The sequence below is a fragment of the Williamsia herbipolensis genome (genome assembly GCF_036153515.1).
Lineage (GTDB): Bacteria > Actinomycetota > Actinomycetes > Mycobacteriales > Mycobacteriaceae > Williamsia_A > Williamsia_A herbipolensis.
This window is the reverse complement of record NZ_CP108021.1, coordinates 3599999-3618928: the sequence shown is the minus strand read 5'-3', so window position 1 is coordinate 3618928 and position 18930 is coordinate 3599999. Positions and strand designations below refer to the sequence as shown.

General features: G+C 68.2%; 18 protein-coding genes. 7 read left to right on the top strand and 11 right to left on the bottom strand.

Annotated elements, in window-relative coordinates; genetic code table 11:
* Positions 1-10 precede the first annotated feature (10 nt).
* Together OG579_RS16615 and lpdA are read right to left on the bottom strand one after the other, a co-directional pair.
* The gene (locus OG579_RS16615) at positions 11-907 is read right to left on the bottom strand and encodes a DNA-3-methyladenine glycosylase family protein (protein ID WP_328856832.1); all 897 of its coding nucleotides are present in this window, start codon (positions 905-907) and stop codon (positions 11-13) included.
* 13 nt (positions 908-920) lie between these two features.
* Complete coding sequence (gene lpdA / locus OG579_RS16610; RefSeq protein ID WP_328856831.1) at positions 921-2309, bottom strand: dihydrolipoyl dehydrogenase; 1389 nt, start codon at positions 2307-2309, stop codon at positions 921-923.
* A 150-nt stretch (positions 2310-2459) separates the two neighbouring features.
* Here lpdA and OG579_RS16605 point away from each other — a divergent pair, with 150 nt between their 5' ends.
* Positions 2460-3431, top strand: a complete 972-nt coding sequence (locus OG579_RS16605; RefSeq protein ID WP_328856830.1) for a cytochrome c oxidase assembly protein — start codon at positions 2460-2462, stop codon at positions 3429-3431.
* Positions 3403-5526 carry a prolyl oligopeptidase family serine peptidase gene (locus OG579_RS16600; RefSeq protein WP_328856829.1) on the top strand — a complete coding sequence of 708 codons (2124 nt, stop codon included), beginning with the start codon at positions 3403-3405 and terminating at the stop codon, positions 5524-5526. The genes OG579_RS16605 and OG579_RS16600 overlap by 29 nt, the downstream gene beginning before the upstream one ends.
* 112 nt (positions 5527-5638) lie before the next feature.
* Here the strand turns inward: OG579_RS16600 and OG579_RS16595 are convergent, their stop codons facing one another.
* The 6 genes from OG579_RS16595 to OG579_RS16570 all read right to left on the bottom strand — a co-directional run bounded on the left by OG579_RS16595 (position 5639) and on the right by OG579_RS16570 (position 11122).
* Positions 5639-7120, bottom strand: coding sequence for an HNH endonuclease signature motif containing protein (locus tag OG579_RS16595; RefSeq protein WP_328856828.1), 1482 nt, complete (start codon positions 7118-7120; stop codon positions 5639-5641).
* 272 nt (positions 7121-7392) lie between these two features.
* Entirely contained in the window at positions 7393-8223 is an 831-nt protein-coding gene (locus OG579_RS16590) for a hypothetical protein (RefSeq protein ID WP_328856827.1), read from the bottom strand.
* Between the two features lie 37 nt (positions 8224-8260).
* Positions 8261-9196, bottom strand: coding sequence for a polyphosphate kinase 2 (gene ppk2 / locus OG579_RS16585; RefSeq protein WP_045821715.1), 936 nt, complete (start codon positions 9194-9196; stop codon positions 8261-8263).
* A 74-nt stretch (positions 9197-9270) separates the two neighbouring features.
* Positions 9271-9786: a DUF6764 family protein gene (locus tag OG579_RS16580; protein ID WP_328856826.1), complete on the bottom strand. Its 516-nt coding sequence runs from the start codon at positions 9784-9786 to the stop codon at positions 9271-9273.
* 162 nt (positions 9787-9948) lie between these two features.
* Positions 9949-10386 carry an SRPBCC family protein gene (locus OG579_RS16575; protein ID WP_045821824.1) on the bottom strand — a complete coding sequence of 146 codons (438 nt, stop codon included), beginning with the start codon at positions 10384-10386 and terminating at the stop codon, positions 9949-9951.
* 61 nt (positions 10387-10447) lie between these two features.
* The gene (locus OG579_RS16570) at positions 10448-11122 is read right to left on the bottom strand and encodes a DUF4166 domain-containing protein (protein WP_045821713.1); all 675 of its coding nucleotides are present in this window, start codon (positions 11120-11122) and stop codon (positions 10448-10450) included.
* A gap of 207 nt (positions 11123-11329) precedes the next feature.
* Between OG579_RS16570 and OG579_RS16565 the strand changes: the two genes are divergently transcribed.
* The 3 genes from OG579_RS16565 to OG579_RS16555 all read left to right on the top strand — a co-directional run bounded on the left by OG579_RS16565 (position 11330) and on the right by OG579_RS16555 (position 13787).
* The gene (locus tag OG579_RS16565) at positions 11330-12097 is read left to right on the top strand and encodes an acyl-[acyl-carrier-protein] thioesterase (protein WP_045821712.1); all 768 of its coding nucleotides are present in this window, start codon (positions 11330-11332) and stop codon (positions 12095-12097) included.
* Positions 12097-12861 carry an acyl-[acyl-carrier-protein] thioesterase gene (locus OG579_RS16560; RefSeq protein WP_328856825.1) on the top strand — a complete coding sequence of 255 codons (765 nt, stop codon included), beginning with the start codon at positions 12097-12099 and terminating at the stop codon, positions 12859-12861. The genes OG579_RS16565 and OG579_RS16560 overlap by 1 nt, the downstream gene beginning before the upstream one ends.
* A gap of 161 nt (positions 12862-13022) precedes the next feature.
* Complete coding sequence (locus tag OG579_RS16555) at positions 13023-13787, top strand: trans-aconitate 2-methyltransferase (protein ID WP_328856824.1); 765 nt, start codon at positions 13023-13025, stop codon at positions 13785-13787.
* Positions 13788-13794: 7 nt separating this feature from the next.
* On the opposite strand, the gene OG579_RS16550 is transcribed toward OG579_RS16555, so the two are convergent.
* From OG579_RS16550 to OG579_RS16540, 3 genes are all read right to left on the bottom strand, one after another.
* Positions 13795-14364 (bottom strand): isochorismatase family protein, encoded by a 570-nt coding sequence (locus tag OG579_RS16550; RefSeq protein ID WP_328856823.1) that lies wholly within the window; start codon positions 14362-14364, stop codon positions 13795-13797.
* 163 nt (positions 14365-14527) lie between these two features.
* Entirely contained in the window at positions 14528-16369 is a 1842-nt protein-coding gene (locus tag OG579_RS16545; RefSeq protein WP_328856822.1) for an endonuclease/exonuclease/phosphatase family protein, read from the bottom strand.
* Positions 16370-16443: 74 nt separating this feature from the next.
* The gene (locus OG579_RS16540) at positions 16444-17112 is read right to left on the bottom strand and encodes a DsbA family oxidoreductase (protein ID WP_328856821.1); all 669 of its coding nucleotides are present in this window, start codon (positions 17110-17112) and stop codon (positions 16444-16446) included.
* 246 nt (positions 17113-17358) lie between these two features.
* On the opposite strand from OG579_RS16540, the gene OG579_RS16535 reads away from it, so the two are divergent.
* A complete protein-coding gene (locus OG579_RS16535) occupies positions 17359-18213 on the top strand; it encodes an ABC transporter permease (RefSeq protein WP_328856820.1) in 855 nt (284 codons plus the stop codon).
* A complete protein-coding gene (locus tag OG579_RS16530) occupies positions 18210-18929 on the top strand; it encodes an ABC transporter ATP-binding protein (RefSeq protein WP_328856819.1) in 720 nt (239 codons plus the stop codon). Before OG579_RS16535 ends, OG579_RS16530 begins: the two co-directional genes overlap by 4 nt.
* The last annotated feature ends 1 nt before the right edge of the window (position 18930 follow it).

The window sequence follows — 18930 nt, the reverse complement described above, 5'->3', positions numbered from 1 at the left end:
ACCGGCCGCGTCAGAACGACCGGTAGTCCCGCACCGACATGCGAGGGCCGCGCCGTTCCGGGCGGGTGCCGTACAGCTCGATGAGGCGCACGACGCGATAGCGCTGTCCGGCATAGGGTTCGAGCAGTTCGAGCATCCCCGCGTCGTCGACCGGTTCCCCGATGAGGGTCTGACCCACGGTCTTGCACACGTGGTAGTCGCCCACGGGCACCACATCGGGATCGCCCAGCGCGCGGCACCGCACCTCCGATTCGGTCCACCGACCCACGCCGCGCAGCAGCGTGAGCTTGGTGTGGTGACGTTCGACGTCCAGGGCCGTGGCGCCGCGGATGGTGCGCATGCGCACCGGTTCGATCCCGCTGCGATGCCATTCCCAGCTGGGGATGTCGGCCCAGTCCCGCTGCGGGGGTGGCACTCTCATGTCCGCCGACGGTCCGTCGGCGGGGCCGGGTGCCGGTTCACCGAAGCGCCGCACCAGGTATCGCCAGGCACGCCACGCCTCACGCCCGAGCACCTTCTGCTCGAGGATGGCCGGCACCAGCGCCTCCCACACGCGGTCGGTGCGCCCCAGCCGTACGCCCGCGTGCTCCGCCTGCCGCTGGAGGACGGCGACAACCGCGTCGCGAGCGATCAGCGCCGACGGATCATCCTCCGCACCGAGCAGCGACGGCAGGTGATCGAGCAGCCACGCCGCCCCCGGGCCCCAGCCGTGCCCGGTCACCACACCCGAGCGTCGGGTGATGGCCATCGTGCCGGGACCGTCGGGGGTGTGGCTGCTCTTCCAGACCGAGCCGTCGGGCGCGAAGCGGAACGACGGGTCGCCACTTCCCCGACGGTGCAGCGCGAGGGTGCGGCGGATGTCGAGCGGCCAGGGCGGTTCCCACTCCCTGGTCAGCTCACCGTCCACCGAGGGTGACGATCTACAGGTTGATCATGTGCCCGACGGCGCCGTGGAACGTCTCCTGCATGGCCTCCGACAGGGTGGGGTGCGTGTGCACGTTGCGCGCGAGTTCGTGCGCGGTGAGATCCCACTTCTGGGCCAGGGTCAGCTCGGGGAGCATCTCGGACACGTTGTCGCCCACCAGGTGTCCACCGATGAGCTCGTCGTGGGTGGTGTCGGTGATGAGCTTGACGAAGCCCGCGGGCTCGCCGAGTCCCTGCGCCTTGCCGTTGGCGGTGAACGGGAAGGTGGTGACCTTCACGTCGTAGCCCTCGTCCTTGGCCTGCTCCTCGGTGAGACCGAACGAGGCGACCTGCGGCTGACAGAACGTCGCGCGCGGCATCATCCGGTAATCGCCCAGCGGCATCGTCTCGGCGCCGGAGATGGTCTCGGCGGCGACCACGCCCTGCGCCTCGGCGACGTGCGCGAGCATCAGCTTGGCGGTGACGTCACCGATCGCGTAGATGCCGTCGACGTTGGTGCGCATGTACTCGTCGATCGCGATGGCACCGCGCTCGGTCAGCTCGACACCGGTCTTGTCGAGGCCGAAGCCCTCGACCCGCGGCGCGAACCCGACCGACATCATCACCTTGTCGACCGTGAGGTCGCTGTCGTTGCCCTTGGCGTCGGTGTAGCTGACGACGACCTTCGAGCCCTGGTCGTCGACGGTCTTGACCTTGGTCGAGGTCAGGATCTTCACGCCGAGCTTCTTGTACTGCTTGGCCAGCTCCTTCGAGGAGTCCTTGTCCTCGTTGGGCAGCACGCGGTCGAGGAACTCGATGATGGTGACGTCGACGCCGTAGTTGGCGAGCACGTACCCGAACTCCATGCCGATGGCGCCGGCACCGACGATCGCGATCGACTCCGGCAGCTCGCGGGTGAGGATCTGCGACTCGTAGGTCACGACGTTGTCGGACAGTTCCACACCGGGCAGCAGCTTCACGTACGAGCCGGTGTCGATGATGACGTTGTCGAACGTGACCTCACGGTCGTCGCCGACGACGATGGTCTTGGCGTCGGTGAACACCCCGTAGCCGTCGATCTCGGTGATCTTGTTCTTCTTCATCAGGAAGTGGACGCCCTTGACGATCCCCTCGGAGACCTTGCGGCTGCGGTCGTAGGCCGCGCCGAAATCGAAGGTCACCTCACCGGAGATGCCGAAGGTCTTCGCCTGTGAATGGAAGATGTGGGCGAGCTCGGCGTTGCGCAGCAACGCCTTCGACGGGATGCACCCGACGTTGAGGCACACACCGCCCCAGTACTTCTCTTCGATGACGGCGACTTTCTGCCCGAGCTGGGCGCACCGGATCGCGGCGACGTACCCTCCCGGACCTGCGCCGAGGACAACTGTGTCAAAGTGTTCAGCCACGGGCGCCAGCCTACGTTGCCCGCATCGGCCCACGCAGGCCGACCGGCACAAGTTCGCGCACGGCGCAAGGGCCCGGTCGAGGAGCCGACATTCTCCGCGCTTCGGTCGCCGAGGTTGTGGCACGCCGACGCCCGGGAACATACTCCGACGATGTCTGTCGTCCACCGTCCGCTGACCGTCGAATCCGCCCTGACCACAGGTCATCTCGATGTCGTCACGCTCGGTGTCTGCCTTGTCGTGCTTGCCGCGTACTGGTGGGCGTGGCGGCGGTCGACGGTCTCGGCGGGTCGGGGCGCGGTGTTCACCGTGATGGGTGTCGGCGTGTGGGTGGTCTCGACGGCGAGCTTCGTCGGGGCGTACGCCGACGTGCTGTTCTGGGTGCGCGCGCTGCAGGTGGTGATCCTGCTGCTGATCGTGCCGTTCGGGCTGGCCGCGGGGATGCCGCTCACGGTCGCGCGCGATGCTCTGGGGCCGCGCGGCAGGCGGCGGTTCGACGCGGCGATGGCGTCGAGGGCCGCGCGGGTGCTGACCTATCCGGCGGTCACCTCGGCGGCGGTGCTGATCACGCCGTGGCTCTTCTACCTCACCGGCTGGTACTCCGCGGTGCTGCGCGGTACGGCCCTCGACATCGTCACCCGCCTGCTGTTCGTGGTGATCGGCTTCGGCTACTTCTGGTCGCGGTTGCAGGTCGACCCGGTGCCGCGCCGGTTCCCCCAGGCCCTGTCGCTGCTGATCACGCTGGTGGAGACAATCGGCGACGGCCTGCTCGGGGTCGTCATCTGGCAGGGAGGCGACATCGCGCACGGCTGGTACGCCGCCCTCGACCGCACATGGGGTCCGTCGCTGCGCACCGATCAGATCATCGGAGCGGGCATCCTGTGGGTCCTCGGCGACGTGGTGGGCCTGCCGTTCCTGCTGACCCTGATGAGTCGGTTCCGCACCGAGCAGACCCGCCGAGCCCTGGAGATCGACGCCGAGATCGACGCGCAGATCGATGCGGGGCGTCCTCCGTCGGCGACGTCGGTGCCCGCCGGTGACGACGCCGGTGATCGCGCCGATGCCGACGCACCGCCCGCCCTGTGGTGGGAGACCGATGCCACGCTGCGCGATCGGTTCCGCTGATCGGGCGCCTGACACAATCGGGTGGGTGACCGACACGGCGAGCAACCCCGACGATCCGTACCTCTGGCTCGAGGAGGTCACCGGCGAACAGTCGCTGGCGTGGGTGCGCGAACACAACCAGCCCACGCTCGACGAACTCACCGGTGGCGAGCGTTTCGCCGAGCTCGAGGCCTCGGCGCTGGAGATCCTCGACACCGACGACCGCATCCCCTACGTGCGCAGGCGCGGTGAGCACCTCTACAACTACTGGCGCGACGCCACCAACACCCGTGGGCTGTGGCGCCGCACCACGCTCGAGTCGTATCGCACCGACCGCCCCGACTGGGACGTGCTGATCGATCTCGACGCCGTCGCCGCGGCCGAGGACGAGAACTGGGTGTGGCAGGGTGCGGCCGTCCTGCGACCCGATCACGAGCGCGCGTTGGTGTCGTTGTCGCGCGGCGGCGCCGATGCCGCCGTCGTCCGCGAGTTCGACCTCGTGTCACGCACCTGGGTCGATCCCGACGGGTCCGAGCGCGGGTTCGCGCTGCCCGAGGAGAAGTCCGACGTCGGATGGATCGACCGCGACACCATCTTCGTGGGAACCGATTTCGGCCCCGACGCCGACGGCGTGTCGTCGCTGACCGAGTCGGGGTACCCCCGTATCGCCAAGCGCTGGGCCCGCGGGACACCGCTGGCCGAGGCGCAGACGGTGTTTGCCGGGGAACGCTCGGATGTCGCGGTGCAGATCAGCCACGACGCGACACCCGGCTGGGAGCGCGACTTCCTGGTGCGGGCCGTCGACTTCTTCCATCAGGTCACCTATGAGGTGCGCGACGGCGAGCTGATCGAGATCGCCGTGCCCGACGACGCCCACACCGTGATCCGGCACGACTGGCTGTTCGTGCTGACCCGTTCGGACTGGACGACGGGCGAGACCACCCATCCGGCAGGCACTCTCGTGGTGTTCGACTACCCGCGGTTCCTCGCCGGCGAGGAGTCGTCGGGGCGGGTGTTGTTCGCCCCCGACGCACACACCAGCCTCCAGGATGTGCGGGCAACTGCGTCGCACCTGGTGCTCGTGACGCTGCACGACGTGCAGACCGAGGTCCATCTGTTGACGCTCGGCGACTGGGCACGCGCCGACCTCGCGGGGTTGCCGGCGCTGGCGACGATCTCCGTACTCGACACCGATCCCGACGTCGGTGACGAGATCTTCCTGTCGGCGAGCAGCTTCACCACGCCGCCGACCCTGCTGCACGGCACCACCGTCGACGGTGTGGCTCCGCTCAAGCAGAGTCCGGCCCATTTCGACGCCGACGGCATCTCCGCGACGCAGCATTTCGCGACCTCCGACGACGGCACGTCGGTGCCGTACTTCGTGGTGAAGCGCGACGACGTCACCGACGGGCCGGCGCTGCTCTACGGCTACGGCGGGTTCGAGAACTCGATGACCCCGGGCTATGCGGCGATCTCCGCGCGGAGCTGGATCACGCGGGGCGGGATCTACGTGATCGCGAACATCCGCGGCGGCGGCGAGTACGGCCCGTCGTGGCACACCCAGGCACTCAAGGCCGGCCGTCACCTGGTGTTCGAGGACTTCTCGTCGGTGGCGAAGGATCTCGTCACACGCGGGCTCACCTCACCGGATCGCCTGGCCGCGCAGGGCGGGTCGAACGGCGGACTGCTGATGGGGGTGATGGTGACGACGTACCCGGAGTTGTTCGGCGCCATCGTGTGTCAGGTACCACTGCTCGACATGAAGCGTTACCACCTGCTGCTCGCGGGCGCGTCGTGGGTGGCCGAATACGGCAACCCCGACGACCCCGCGGAATGGGAGTTCCTGTCGACCTACTCGCCGTACCAGCGGATCGTCGCCGGTGCGCGGTATCCCGACCTGCTGATGACGACCTCCACCCGCGACGATCGTGTGCACCCGGGTCACGCCCGTAAGTTCACCGCGCGCATGGAGGAACTGGGCCATCGCGTGCGGTACTACGAGAACATCGAGGGCGGCCACGGCGGCGCGGCCGACAACAAACAGTCGGCCTTCAAATCGGCTCTGGCGTACGAGTTCCTCTGGCAGACGGTCGGTTCCCGCAGCACGCAGGGCTGAGTGTGTGGAAAGTTCAGTCGAGTGTGCTCGCCGCCTCGCGTGAGTCGACAGTCGGACAGCGCACACTCGACGACGACTTTCCGCACAGTCAGCGGCGGTAGAACGCAACCAGCTACGAGGCAGCGAGGTACAGCGGAGCCCGGGGCCAGACGATGTCGAAGCTTCGAGCCGGCGTCGGTTCACTCCGCTCGGGGCACGGTGGATCGACCTCTCGGGAATGTCGTTGTAGCAGTTCGTCGATGCGATGCACATGATTGGCGCGAAGCTGGTCGGGTGGGTCGGTGTTGCGTCGCCAGCCGTAGCGGCCCTTGTCGGGGCCGTCGGTGATCTTCTCGGTGCTCCACTGATGCGGTTCGGGACCGACGGCGCGGTTGTGGCGTCCGCAGGCGGGTGCCATGTGTGGCGAGTCGGTGAGACCTCCGTCGGCCCAATCGGTCTCCGCGTGGTGCATTTCGGTGTGGGCGAACGGTGTCGTGCAGTCGTCTTTGCTACACCCCTTGTACTGGGCGAAGGCCATCAACCGCTGCGCTTGTGAGGCCAACCGCCGGCCGCGGCCGAAGAACAGGGGCTCGTTTGTGACGTCGCTGAACACCGCGAGGTGGGGCTGTGCTTCGGCAGCCAGTTTCACGACGTCGCTGATCGGGAGGTCGCTGCCTGTGGCGGTGCGCGCCACGCTGGCGTGTTCGCGCAATTGTGCGTCGGTGATGGAGACGATGATCTGGGGCGGCAACCCCCGATGCGATCCACCGAGGACTCCACCGTTGACCGCGGCATCGAGCAGGGCGGTGAAGGCGTCGTGGTTCCGTTGGGACTGCGAGCGGTAGTCCCGATCGGCCGCCTGTTTCAGCAGCTCTGGATCGGCGTCGCCGTGATCGCCTTTGGGTGACTTGTCGTCGTCGGGGTTGTTCATCCCGGGCGCGGCCCACTTGGCGAGCACGACGTCGAACAGGGCCCGCGTGATGGGATCCAGCGTCGCGGTCAGCTTCGACATCAACTGGCTGTCTTGGCAGCCGAGGTTCAGTTTCCGGTTGCGTGCGCGATCGCGGTCGTCGGTGAGAATGCCGTCCGGATCAAGATGCGCCAGGATCCGCACGCCGGCAGCGGTGATCTCTTTGGGCGTGAGTGTGGTTGCGAATTCGGCCAGGACTTCCTCTGCCCGCGCCCGCTGTTCCACATCGACGGCCGACGGGATCTTCTTCATCACGTCCAACACCGCGTGTACGTGATCGGGGCCGATCGTTCCGGCGGCCAACTCGCGAGCGGTGTTCGGGCACAACGGCGACAGTTTCTCACCGGTCATCGCAAGTAGCGGTTCCAACGCCTGCACCGCCTGTAACCCCTTCTTGGGGTGGGTGATGCGGAGTTTCGTCTGCAGGAATTCGGTGACGGTCACGCATCCGGCAGCCTTGTGAGCGTCCCGGTCGGAGACCTCGAGGATCCGCTGGTTGCCGATGGATTCGAATTGGCGGACAACGGTGTGGTGGTCGATCGCCAGTTGTGCGACGGTCTCGTCGTCGTGGGCGTCCGAGGTCTCCGCAGCGATCTCTGCCACGAGAGATTGCAGGGCAACGTATTTCGCCACGAGATCGCTCACCGACTGCCCCTCCCCAGGTGTGACTGTACGTCCATTCTAGCACACGTGTTCGAGGGGTGAAGGATTGATTTCAGTGAATAGTGTTGAACGTGAGTATATTTCGGGTGGATGGTTGTGTTCTAGTGCCGCTGACGGTGCGGAAGCCGGACGCCGAGTGTGCGTTGTCTCGTCGTCGGCTCGCGTCACGCTGTCAGCACACTCGACGACCGTTTCCACACAGTCAGCAGTACCGACGACCGTTTCCACACCGTCGGCACGATGTCTGACACGGCTCAGCGGCGGGAGCGCTCGAGGGTGAGGGAGACCAGGATGCCGACGGCGATCGCGGCGACGCCGACGCCACCGACGATCAGGGAGGTGTGGTGCAGGTCGTCGATGGAGGAGTCGATGACGATGCGCGCTATCTGTTTGGCCGAACTCTGGGCGCCGGCGACCTCGTCGTCCGCGCGACCCCGGGCGAACACGCCGAGCACCCAGCTGACCGCACCGGCGATCACCGCACCCACACCGAGCGCAGCGAGGGTGAACCCGCGCCGACGGGCCAGGATCAGCGCGAGCAGCGCGAACACCGCCGCGATGCCCGCGGCGACGAAGGCGATGCGCGTGACCTGGTCCCCCGCTGTCGCGTACCGACCGGCCTCGAGGCCGCTGCGGCGCGACTCGCTCAGCGGGATCTCGACGGGCTGGGTGACGCGTACACCGCTGATGCCGAAGTCCCGGATCGCGCGGTTCACCATCTCGGTGAGATCGAGGGTGAGGACGCCGTTGCGTTCGGCGTCGGTGGTGGGCTCGGTGAACAGCCAATCATGCTGCTGGCCCAGCACATCGGCGAAGTCGGCGACGAACTGATCACTCCGGGTGTAGGCCCCGGTCGCAGGGCGGACCAGCGTGGCGCTGAGCGTCCCGCCGGTCTGATCGGAGATCTGCGCGGCGATCTCGTCGGCCATCAGATCCTGGATCTGCCGATCGTGCGCCATCGGCGACACGAACGACGTGAACCCCTCCCGGTCGACCACGCGATAGTGCACCCACAACGACGGCAACGCCCCCACCATCGCGATGATCGCGATCAGGGTCGCCAGTCCCGCACCAAAAGTTCGCACGCGCCCCACGCTACCGATCCCGCCCGAGCGGGTGCCGCTACTCCCCCAGCAGGTCGCGCGCGCGTCCCACGATCAGCGGGTCGGGGGTGCCGACGACCTCGGCGTCCTTCCCGGAGTAGTCGAAGAGGTTCAGCACGTGGCGCATGGCGTTCACGCGGGCGCGCTTCTTGTCGTTGCTCTTCACCACGGTCCACGGCGCGTGATCGGTGTCGGTGTGGGAGAACATCTCCTCCTTGGCCGCGGTGTAGTCGTCCCACTTGTCGAGCGAGGCGAGATCCATCGGCGACAGCTTCCACTGCCGCACCGGGTCGACCTGCCTGATTGCGAACCGGGTGCGCTGCTCGAGCGCGGTCACCGAGAACCAGAACTTCACGAGGTGGACGCCGTCGTCGATGAGCATCTTCTCGAACAGCGGGACCTGTCGGACGAACCGAGCGTGCTGGGCGTCGGTCGCGAAACCCATCACCCGCTCGACGCCGGTGCGGTTGTACCAGGAGCGGTCGAACAGCACGATCTCGCCGGCGGCCGGCAGGTGCGACACGTAGCGCTGGAAGTACCACTGCGTCGACTCGCGCTCGGACGGCTTCTCCAGCGCGACCACCCGGGCGCCGCGCGGGTTCAGGTGCTCCATGAAGCGCTTGATGGTGCCGCCCTTGCCCGCGGCGTCGCGGCCCTCGAACAGGATGACCACCCGGGCGCCGGTGTCCTTCGCCCAGTTCTGCAGCTTGAGCAGCTCGATCTGCAGCAGCCGCTTCTCGAGTTCGTAGTCGCCGCGCGTCATCCGCTCGTCGTACGGGTACCCCTCCCGCCAGGTGTCGACGACGGAGTGGTCGCTACGCAGGATCAGGCGGGGATCGTCGTCGTCGGAGTCGTCGACGGTGAAACCCGACGTGTCCGCGAGGTCGACCACATGGGCCAGCTCCTCACGTCCGATGGACGTGCTCAGGTCGACGGCGTCGCGCAGTTCGGTCACCCGCCGAGATTAGAACGACGGTCGGACCGCAACGTGACGTGAAGGTGAACGGCGGGCGTCGCCGCGAGGCTGTGTCAGCGCACGTTGGTGAAGTACGTGCGACCCGTCCCGAAGCAGAAGGTGCCGGTGGTGCTGTCGTAGGCCGCCGCCGCGCCGCCGCTGCAGCGGACGCCACCCTCGCCGGAGTACGCCGCGCCACCGATGCCGGCCACGGAGACCGACGTGCCGCCGGTGCGGGCCTGGGCGACCGAGAGACCGCCGGGTCCGACGCTGAACGAGTAACTCGTGCCGCCGCTGCGCGCACCGGCCAGAGCGGTCGAACCGGGCGCCGTGTTGAGCGCGTTCGCGCGACCGTTGGTGAGCGACGAGGCCACCGCGGTGCCCGCACCGGAGCGATCCTCGGCGTGCGCCGTCGCCACGCCCTGGGCGCGTGCACCACAACTACCGGCGCCGACAACACGATTCACCTGACCGTTGTTGGCCGCGTCGCACACCAGCGGCGCCGCCGAGGCGCCCCCGGTGCCGACGAGCGACATCGTGCCCACGGCGCACGCGCCGACGAATCCTGCTGCAACCGTGCGCACTGCCATCCGTGAACCAACCCGAAACATGCTGAACCTCAACTGATCTTCTCGAAACTCGCGATCCCGGCGGCCACCGACTCGCACGCGCCAACCGTACTCGCCGACACGCCGTTACCACCGGCAGCGCCGTGCATCGATCAGGTCACGAACTCCGCGCGAGACCGCCCGTCAGGAACTGCGACGCTTCGCCTCGGCGGTGAGACCCTTCTTCGCCGTCTCGACGGCCTTCTTCTGGGCCTGCTTCACGATGAGACCGGGCATCTTGATCTTGAGATCCGCCTCGAGTTCGAACGCCACATGCGACCCACCGTCTTTCTCGGTGACCGTGTAGGTGCCCTTCTGCGAGGACAATTGGTCGCTCTCGACCAGTTCCCACGTGCAGCTGTTCTCGGTCCAGGTGTAGTCGAGGACCTCGTTGTCGGTGATGCCGGCCATCGTGACCGCGACCTTCACCCGCTTGGGACTGCCGTCGGAGTGCTCCTCGAGGATCTCGGCGCTCTTGTGCGGGCCCGACCACTCGGGCAGCGCCTCCACATCGAGCAGGATCTCCATGATCACCGACGGTGCGACGTCGACATCGAATTCGGTGTTACCGCTGACTGCCATGGCAGCGAAGGTACCCGACCGGACCACGACCGCGTGGCCGATCACCACCGTCGGACATCGCCTATTCCGTCTCCTCGAGACGCAGCGGCCAGGCCTCGTCGGGAATGTCGTGAATCGTGCACGGACGATCACTCGCGGTGAACCATCCACGGAAGTGCATGATCTCGCCGAGGGTCACGTTGCGGACCGTCGCGTCGAGCCGGAATCGCTGCTCGTCGTCGTCCCACTCCTCGACGTAGCGCATCGATGTCGCGAACAGCCCGCGCATCCCCATCCGCAGTCCGCGGCTGAGCATCCGCATCGGCTCGCTCTCGAGGATCAGCGAGCCACCCGGACCGACGCGGGGGTTCAGCGGGATCAACAGATCGGGCCCGTCGCCGAAGTAGTCGACCAGGCCCGAGGACCCGTTCACGAGAAGCGAGTGCAACCGCTGCTCGCCGTTGGAGTACGCGAACCGTCGGATGACGGCGAGCGATTCGCGACCGCGCTCGTCGACGTAGCAGTAGTTGTCCATGAAGAACGGCACGAGGCGGCTCGTGGTCGTCGGCATCACGTTGCGTTTACGGAAGAAGCGCAGCACCGGGGGCGTGAGCTTGGACGTGCAGAACACCGACTCGACGATCCCGCTCGTCACCTGCGCGACGCCCGACGTCGAATCGACGCCGTACCGCCACTGGATGTTCGGGTGCAGCTTGGTGAACTCCGAGCCCAGTGCGGCGCGATAGACCGGCGTCATCCGCGCACCGCCGCACCCAACCCAGACATGACTGGTGAATCTACTCCCGCGCCACCCCAGCCGTCACAGGAACACCATCGTGCTGGTCGCGACGACCACCAGCACCGACGGCGTGATCTGCTGGGCGCTCCCGCCGTCGCGGCGACCGCCCGCGCGGTACGTTCGCACCCGAGGTCCACACGTCTTCCGATCCGGGGGTATCCGCCCATGTCGTCGCCCAGCGCTGCGCTGTCCGCCCTGACCCTCGACCCCCTCCCGTCGGAGGGATACGTGTTCACCACGCAGTGGCCGGTGCGCACCAGCGACATGAACGAGAACGAGATCCTGGGCTACGACTCGGCCGCCCGCTACCTACAGGAGGCCGGCGCCCTGCACCTCGCCGACGGCAACGCGCTCGGCGACCACGAGTTCTGGATCGCCCGACGCACCGTGATCGACATGATCGAACCGATCAGCTGGCCGAACACGGTGACCGTGTCGCGCTGGTGTTCGGGGTTGTCGTCACGGTGGTGCGACATGCGGGTCCAGATCGTCGGCGACCACGGCGGGCGGGTCGAGACCGTCGGGTTCTGGCTCAACATCAACATCGAGACCGAGGGCATCGGCCGGATGAGCGACTACGTGATCTCACGCCTGTCGACGACCACCGACAACACCCGCCTACGCTGGAAACCCATGCTGACCGAACCACTCCCCACCGAGTCGACACGCACCTTCCAGATCCGCCGCAGCGACACCGACCGTTTCGGGCACGTCACGAACGCGATCTACTGGCAGGCCGTGGCGGAGGTCGCCCCCGAGGTCGCCGAACTCGTCACCGCACCCCACCGCCTCGTGGTCGAGTTCAACAAGCCGATCATGTACGGCCAGGAGGTCCACCTGACCACCGCGCCCATCGACGACGGACTGCTCCTGTGGTTGTCGGTCGACGGTGAATCCCGTTCGCACGCGTCGATCACCGCGTTGGCCGCCTGATGTCGACGACCGAGCCGCTCGTGGCGACACCGCTGACCGATCGACCCACCGAGGGATACGTCTTCGACACCGGGTGGCCGCTGTCGAGCGCCGACATCGACCAGTTCGAGGGACTCAGCGTCGACGGCATCGCCCGATACCTGCAGGAGGCCGGGGCGCAGCACCTCGTCGACGCCGGCGCCTTCGAGACCCACAAGTTCTGGATCGTGCGCCGCACCGTCATCGACGTGATCCGCCCGATCACCTGGCCCGACGAGGTCCACCTGTCGCGCTGGTGCTCGGGCATCTCGCCGCGCTGGTGCAACATGCGCGTGCGCGTCACGAGCGACAACGGCGGCCTCATCGAGACCGAGGGCTTCTGGATCAACATGAACATGGAGACCCAGTCGCCGGGCCGCCTCGAGGACACGTTCTTCGACATGCTGGCCACCACCACCGACAACCACCGTCTGCGCTGGAAGGCGTGGCTGAACACCCCGCTGGCAAACGAGTCCGATCAGCGGTTCGTGCTGCGCCACGCCGACACCGACCGGCTCGACCACGTGAACAACTCGGTGTACCTCCAGGCGCTGCGCGAGGTGTTCCCCGATCACCCCGACCTGCTGAGCAACCCCTACCGCCTGGTGATCGAGTACAACAAGCCGATCACCTTCGGCGAGGACGTGCGCATCACGACCGCACCCACCGACGGCGGGATCCTCATCTGGCTCTCGGTCGACGGCGACTCCCGCGCCCACGCGTCGATCACCGCGCTCCCTCACTGATCAACGGCGCGCGTCGCGGTCCCACGACAGGGTGAGATCCCAGGGCGGCGTCGACGCCCGGGACGTCACCGACCCGACCGGGAGAACCCTTGCCCGGTCAAACAGTATGGGCGTACCGTTTGACTCACAGTACGAGCGTACTGTTTCGACGGGAGGCTGACATGTGGAACCCGGAGCACTACCTCGCTTTCGCCGATCACCGGGGACGTCCCTACGGAGAACTCGTGGCGCGCATCGACGCCGAGCGACCGCGTCGCATCGTCGATCTCGGTTGTGGCCCCGGCAATCTCACCGCGGGACTCGCGGCGCGGTGGCCGGATGCCGTCATCGAGGCGACCGACAACTCACCGGAGATGGTGGCCGCCGCACGCGAGCGCGGCATCGACGCGCATCTGCAGGATGTCCGTGACTGGCGGCCCGCACCCGACACCGACGTCATCATCTCCAACGCGACCCTGCAGTGGGTTCCCGAACACCGCGATCTGCTTCGCAGCTGGGCCCGAGCGCTGCACCCCGGGGCGCAGCTGGCCTTTCAGGTCCCGGGCAACTTCGAGTTCCCGTCCCATCGCATCATCCGGTCCGTCGCGACCTCACCGCGCTGGCGGGATGCGCTGTCGCAGATCGATTTCCGCGGCGGCGACACCGTCGACGACCCGACCGGCTACGCATCGCTGCTCACCGACGCCGGCTGCGTCGTCGACGCCTGGGAGACCACCTACGCCCAACAGCTCACCGGTCACGACCCGGTGCTCGACTGGGTCACCGGCACCGCATTGACGCCGGTCCGGTCGGCCCTCGACGACGACGCCTGGGAGGCGTTCCGCGCCGACCTGGCCCCGCAGCTGTCGACGGCGTACCCCCGCCGCGCCGACGGCAGCACGTTCTTCCCGTTCCGACGGATCTTCGTGGTCGCGACGGTGCGGTGAACGCGCCTCAGACCACGGTCACGCCGAAGTCGGCCATCTCGTCGATCGCCGCCGCGGACGTCTCCGGCGAGATCCCCGCGATCAGATCGGTCAGCAGGCGGACACGGAACCCGGCCGCAACGGCGTCGAGGGCCGAGGCGCGCACGCAGTAGTCCGTGGCGATACCCGCCACGTCGACATCGGTGACGCCCCACGCCCGCAACACGTTCACCAGTGCGGAGCCGTCGTCGGTGGATCCCTCGAACATCGAGTACGCCGGGATCCCCTGGCCCTTGCGGACGTGGATGTCGACGGCGTCGGCGACGAAATCCGGGTGGTACTGAGCACCCTCGGTACCCGCCACGCAGTGCACCGGCCATGTGTTCTCGAAGTCGGGGGCGTCCGCGGTCGCGAAGTGGCCACCGTTGTCGTTGTCGGAGTCGTGCCAGTCGCGTGAAGCGACCACGAAGTCGTAGTCGGCCTCACCCGCGAGGTACTCGGTGACCCGGCGAGCGACCGCGGCTCCGCCCGTCACACCGAGCGCGCCGCCCTCGGTGAAATCGTTCTGGACGTCGGCTATCAGCAACGCGGTGACCATCACCCGATCCTACGGACGGCGGTGTCGCGGGGCCGCCCTCCGCGCGCGCTCGCTACGGGCGGACGTGTCGCTCGGCCGCCCTCCGCACGCTACGGGCGGACGTGTCGCTCGGCCGCCCTCCGCACGCTACGGGCGACGGTGTCGCTCGGCCGCCCTCCGCACGCTACGGGCGGACGCGCACCACCTGCGGGTCGTGGTCGGAGGTCTGGCCGGCGAACTCGGCGTTGAGGTGGATGACCTCGTACCGCGCCCGGGCGCGCAGGTCGGCGCTGACGATGATGTGGTCGAGCACCTGCGACACCCCGGAGTAGACGTAGGTGTACTGCTGCTCGCGCGGCAGGGTGGCGATCAGGTCGACGAGACCCGTACCGCCCCCGGTGAGGGTGCGGACGGCGGGACTGAACTGGTAGTCGTTCAGGTCCCCGGCGATCACGATCGAGGCGCGCCGGTCGATCGCCTGGAGGCTCCGGATCCATGCGTTCTCGACGCGCGCCTGGGCGAGTCGCTGGGTCTCGGAACTGTGTGCGGGCGGCTGGAACCGGCCGTCGGCCGACTGGTCACCGCCCTTGGAGGCGAAATGGTTGCCCACCACGAACACCGTGCGACCCCGGAACACGAACTGACCGACAAGGGGTTTGCGACTGTTCGCCCACGCCGGGTCGGTCGGAGCAATCCGGCCCGGCGACACCGAGAGCTCGGCACCACCGCTCGCACTGCGCTGCGGGGTCGTCGCGGTGGTGGCCGTCGCCGTACCGCGGTCGACGAACGCGACGCGAGACGGGTTGAACAGGAACACCGTTCGGATGTTGCCGCCCGGCTGGCCGCCGTCGGCGTCGTTGGTCGGATCGACGTCGCGGTGGTCGTATCGCGGACCGCCCGCGGCCGCGATCGCGTCGACGAGGGTCGAGATCGTGGTGTTCGCGGCGGTGGTGCCGTCGTCGGTGGCGCCCGAGTTGTCCTGCACCTCTTCGACGGCCACCACGTCGGGGCTCGCGAGATTGGTGACGATGCCGCGGGCGAGCGCCGAGTACTTCGTCTGCGGGTCGCGCGGGGCGAGGTTCTCGACGTTGTAGGTCGCCACCGACAGGTCGGCGGCGTCGGGCTTCGACGCCACCGTCGGGGTCAGTCCGCCGGAGACGACCGCGGGAAGGCTAGGCGCGTCGATCACGAAACCGCCGAAGCTCGACCAGTCCACCGGGCCGACGACGGGACCCGCGAACCGGTCACCCACGTTCATCCGGGGCTTCGCGCCGTCGAGGGCGGTGACCTTGACCCGACCGGTGGGCAGGTCATAGCTCGACAGCAGCGCGCCACCGTGGATCGTCCGGTCCGCGTTCGGCTTCGAGGTGATGTAGACGTCGCCGTAGGTGTTGCTCGGGGCGATGATCCGTGGCGCCGGCACCGACACGCGCTCACCCTCGTGCGATTCCCAGAACTCCTGGGCCGATCGGGTGGGCACCGCGCGGCGGATCTGCTCGATGTCGCCCGACACCGGGGGAGCGAAGCGGGACGGGACCGCGGTCGGCGAGATGACCACCGGGGCGGGGAGCGCGTTGCCCGACGACACCACCGTCACCGTCGGCGACGTCAGCTCGGTGACGCTGAGGTCGGTGACGTTCGCCGCCGCGCGGTACTCGGTCACCGTGGCCGCGACGGTGACCGCGTCGCCCGGCGTCACGGTCGGCGCGGCCGACCCGGTGAACACGAAGATGCCGTCGGAGGTCGAGCGGTCATGAGAACGATCATCACGGTCGGGTGTGGCCGACTGCATCCAGAAGCCGCGGGGGGATCCGGTCCGGATCGCCGTCACCACCCCGGGCACCCCGGAGACCTTCTGCCCGACCAGCGGCGAGGTGAACCCCGGTCCCTGGATCGCGCCGATGGTCGTCCCGGTCGAGGTCGGGGCGGGCGAGGGCGGGGCAGGCGAGGCCGCGGCGATCGCGGCGGGCGCGAGGGCGGTCACGAGCGCCAGGGCGAGGGGCGGGGTGAGGCGGGTCAGACGCATGGTCGCGAACTTTAGCCTCGCCAACTACATCGAGATGAACACGCGGAGAACGCACCACCTCACCCTCGGACGGGTCAGGCGCGCGCGGGCTGATCCCGCCGGTCGTCGACGACCTGCTCGAGAGCGGAGGTGAACGCCGGGGCGGGCTGGGCGCCGGAGATGCCGTAGCGGCCGTCGAGGACGAAGAACGGGACACCGGCGATGCCGTGGGCGCGCGCCTGGGCGATGTCGGCGTCGACCTCGTCGACGAAGTCGTCGCCGGCCAGCGCCTCGAGCACCGACGCGCGGTCGAGACCGACCTCCGCGGCGAGTTCGGCGAGCTCCTCGGGGCGCCCCAGGTGGCGCCCCTCGGTGAAGTACGCCGCGAACAACCGCTCGGTCAACTCGCCTTGGCGTCCCACGGTCCGTGCGAGATGCAGTGTGCGATGGGCGAGTCGGGTGTTGGTGTGGTGCAGTGCGTCGAAGTCGTACGCCAGTCCCTCGACCGCCGCGAGCTGCGTCATCTCGTCGAGCATCTGCTCGACCTGCGCGGACGACATCCCCTTGTGCCCGACCAGGAAATCGACCTCGGAGCCGTCGAAGTCGGTCGGGGTGTCGGGCGCGAGCTCGTAACTCCGGTAGGTCACCGTCACGTCGTCCCGCCCCTCGAACGCGGCGAGTCCGGCCTCGAACCGACGTTTGCCGATGTAGCACCACGGGCACGCGATGTCCGACCAGATCTCGACGGCGATGGGGTTGCTCATACCGGTCTCAACCACGACGTGCGAGCCAGGATTCCGCGGTGGTCGGCGCCGTGGGAGCACAGGCGTCGTGATCGGCGCCCATGGGCGCGACGCATTCCCTAGCGACCCGACCCGACGGGGTGGCAAATCTCGCCGGCAGATCGACCCAGGCTGACGGGAACCGTCGCTCGATGTCCGAATGTTTGTGACCGTCGGGTCCACGGCACCGATCGGTGTCGGTCACGACTCCAGCAGAGGACCTCGCCGATGGTCACTTCGTACGCGCGCATCGAGACGCCGGTGGCACCCACCACCGCCGCGCACGTCGCGCCTCCCGAGACGAGCCGGGTGCCGCCATCCCGGTGGCGACGACACCGCTGGACCGTCATCCGTGTGCTGTCGCCGATCGCTCTGCTCGTCCTCTGGCAGATCGGCAGCGCGCTGCGGATCATCCCCGAACGGATCCTGCCCGCCCCGTCGCTGATCGCCGACGCCGGAGCCGAACTCGTGCGCAACGGCGAATTGGCCGATGCGCTGGTGGTGTCGGGCACACGGGTGGTCGAAGGACTCGTGCTGGGCGGCCTGATCGGTGTCGCGCTCGGTGCGCTCGTAGGACTGTCGCGGGTCGCCGAGGCCACCGTCGACCCGCCCCTGCAGATGTTGCGAGCACTGCCCCACCTGGGCCTGATCCCGCTGTTCATCATCTGGTTCGGCATCGGCGAGACCCCGAAGATCCTGCTCGTCGCGCTCGGTGTCGCGTTCCCGCTCTACCTCAACACGTCGTCTGCGATCCGCCAGATCGACCGCCGCCATCTCGAGACGGCCACGGTGCTCGGATTCTCATGGCGTCAACGCTTCTCGCGGGTCATCCTGCCCAGCATCGCGCCCCAGTTGCTCGTCGGGTTCCGACAGTCGCTGGCCATCGCGTGGCTGACGCTGATCGTCGCCGAACAGGTCAACTCCGACGCAGGGCTCGGTTTCATCATCAATCAGGCCCGTGATTTCCTGCGGATCGACACCATCATCTTCGGACTCGTCGTCTACGCGTTGCTCGGCATCATCACCGACGGCATCGTGCGCATCCTCGAGGCCCGCGCACTGCGTTACCAGGGCGACCGGTGACGGCCACCGACACCGCCGTCGCATCGCTGCGCGGCGTCGACAAGTGGTACGGCGACCATCAGGTCCTGCGCGGGGTGGATCTCACCGTCGCCCGAGGCGAGATCGTTGCGCTCGTGGGGCGTTCGGGATCCGGTAAGTCCACCATCCTGCGTGTCCTCGCCGGCCTGTCCGACGACCACACCGGCGACACCCACGTCGCGGGTCGCCCGGCTGTCGCGTTCCAGGAACCCCGCTTGTTCCCGTGGCGCAGCGTGGTCGACAACGTCTCCTACGGACTCAACCCCTCGGGGGTCACCGGGGCCCCGGCCCTGCGCGCCGCGGAGGCCACGCTCGTCGAGGTCGGCCTCGACGACAAGTTCGACGCCTGGCCTGCCACGCTCTCCGGCGGGCAGGCGCAGCGGGCCGCCCTGGCCCGCGCACTGGTCGGCGAACCCGAACTCCTGCTGCTCGACGAACCTTTCGGCGCCCTCGACGCCCTCACCCGGCTGTCGATGCAGTCGTTGCTTCTCGACCTCTGGCAGCGGCACCGCTTCGGCGTCCTGCTCGTCACCCACGACGTCGACGAGGCGGTGGCACTGGCCGACCGGGTTCTGGTGCTCGACGACGGCGCGATCGCCGATCGCGTCGAGGTCGACATCCCCCGCCCCCGCGACCGCGGGACCCCCGGCTTCTCGGCGCTGCGGGCGCACCTTCTCGACGCCCTCGGCGTGCACTGAT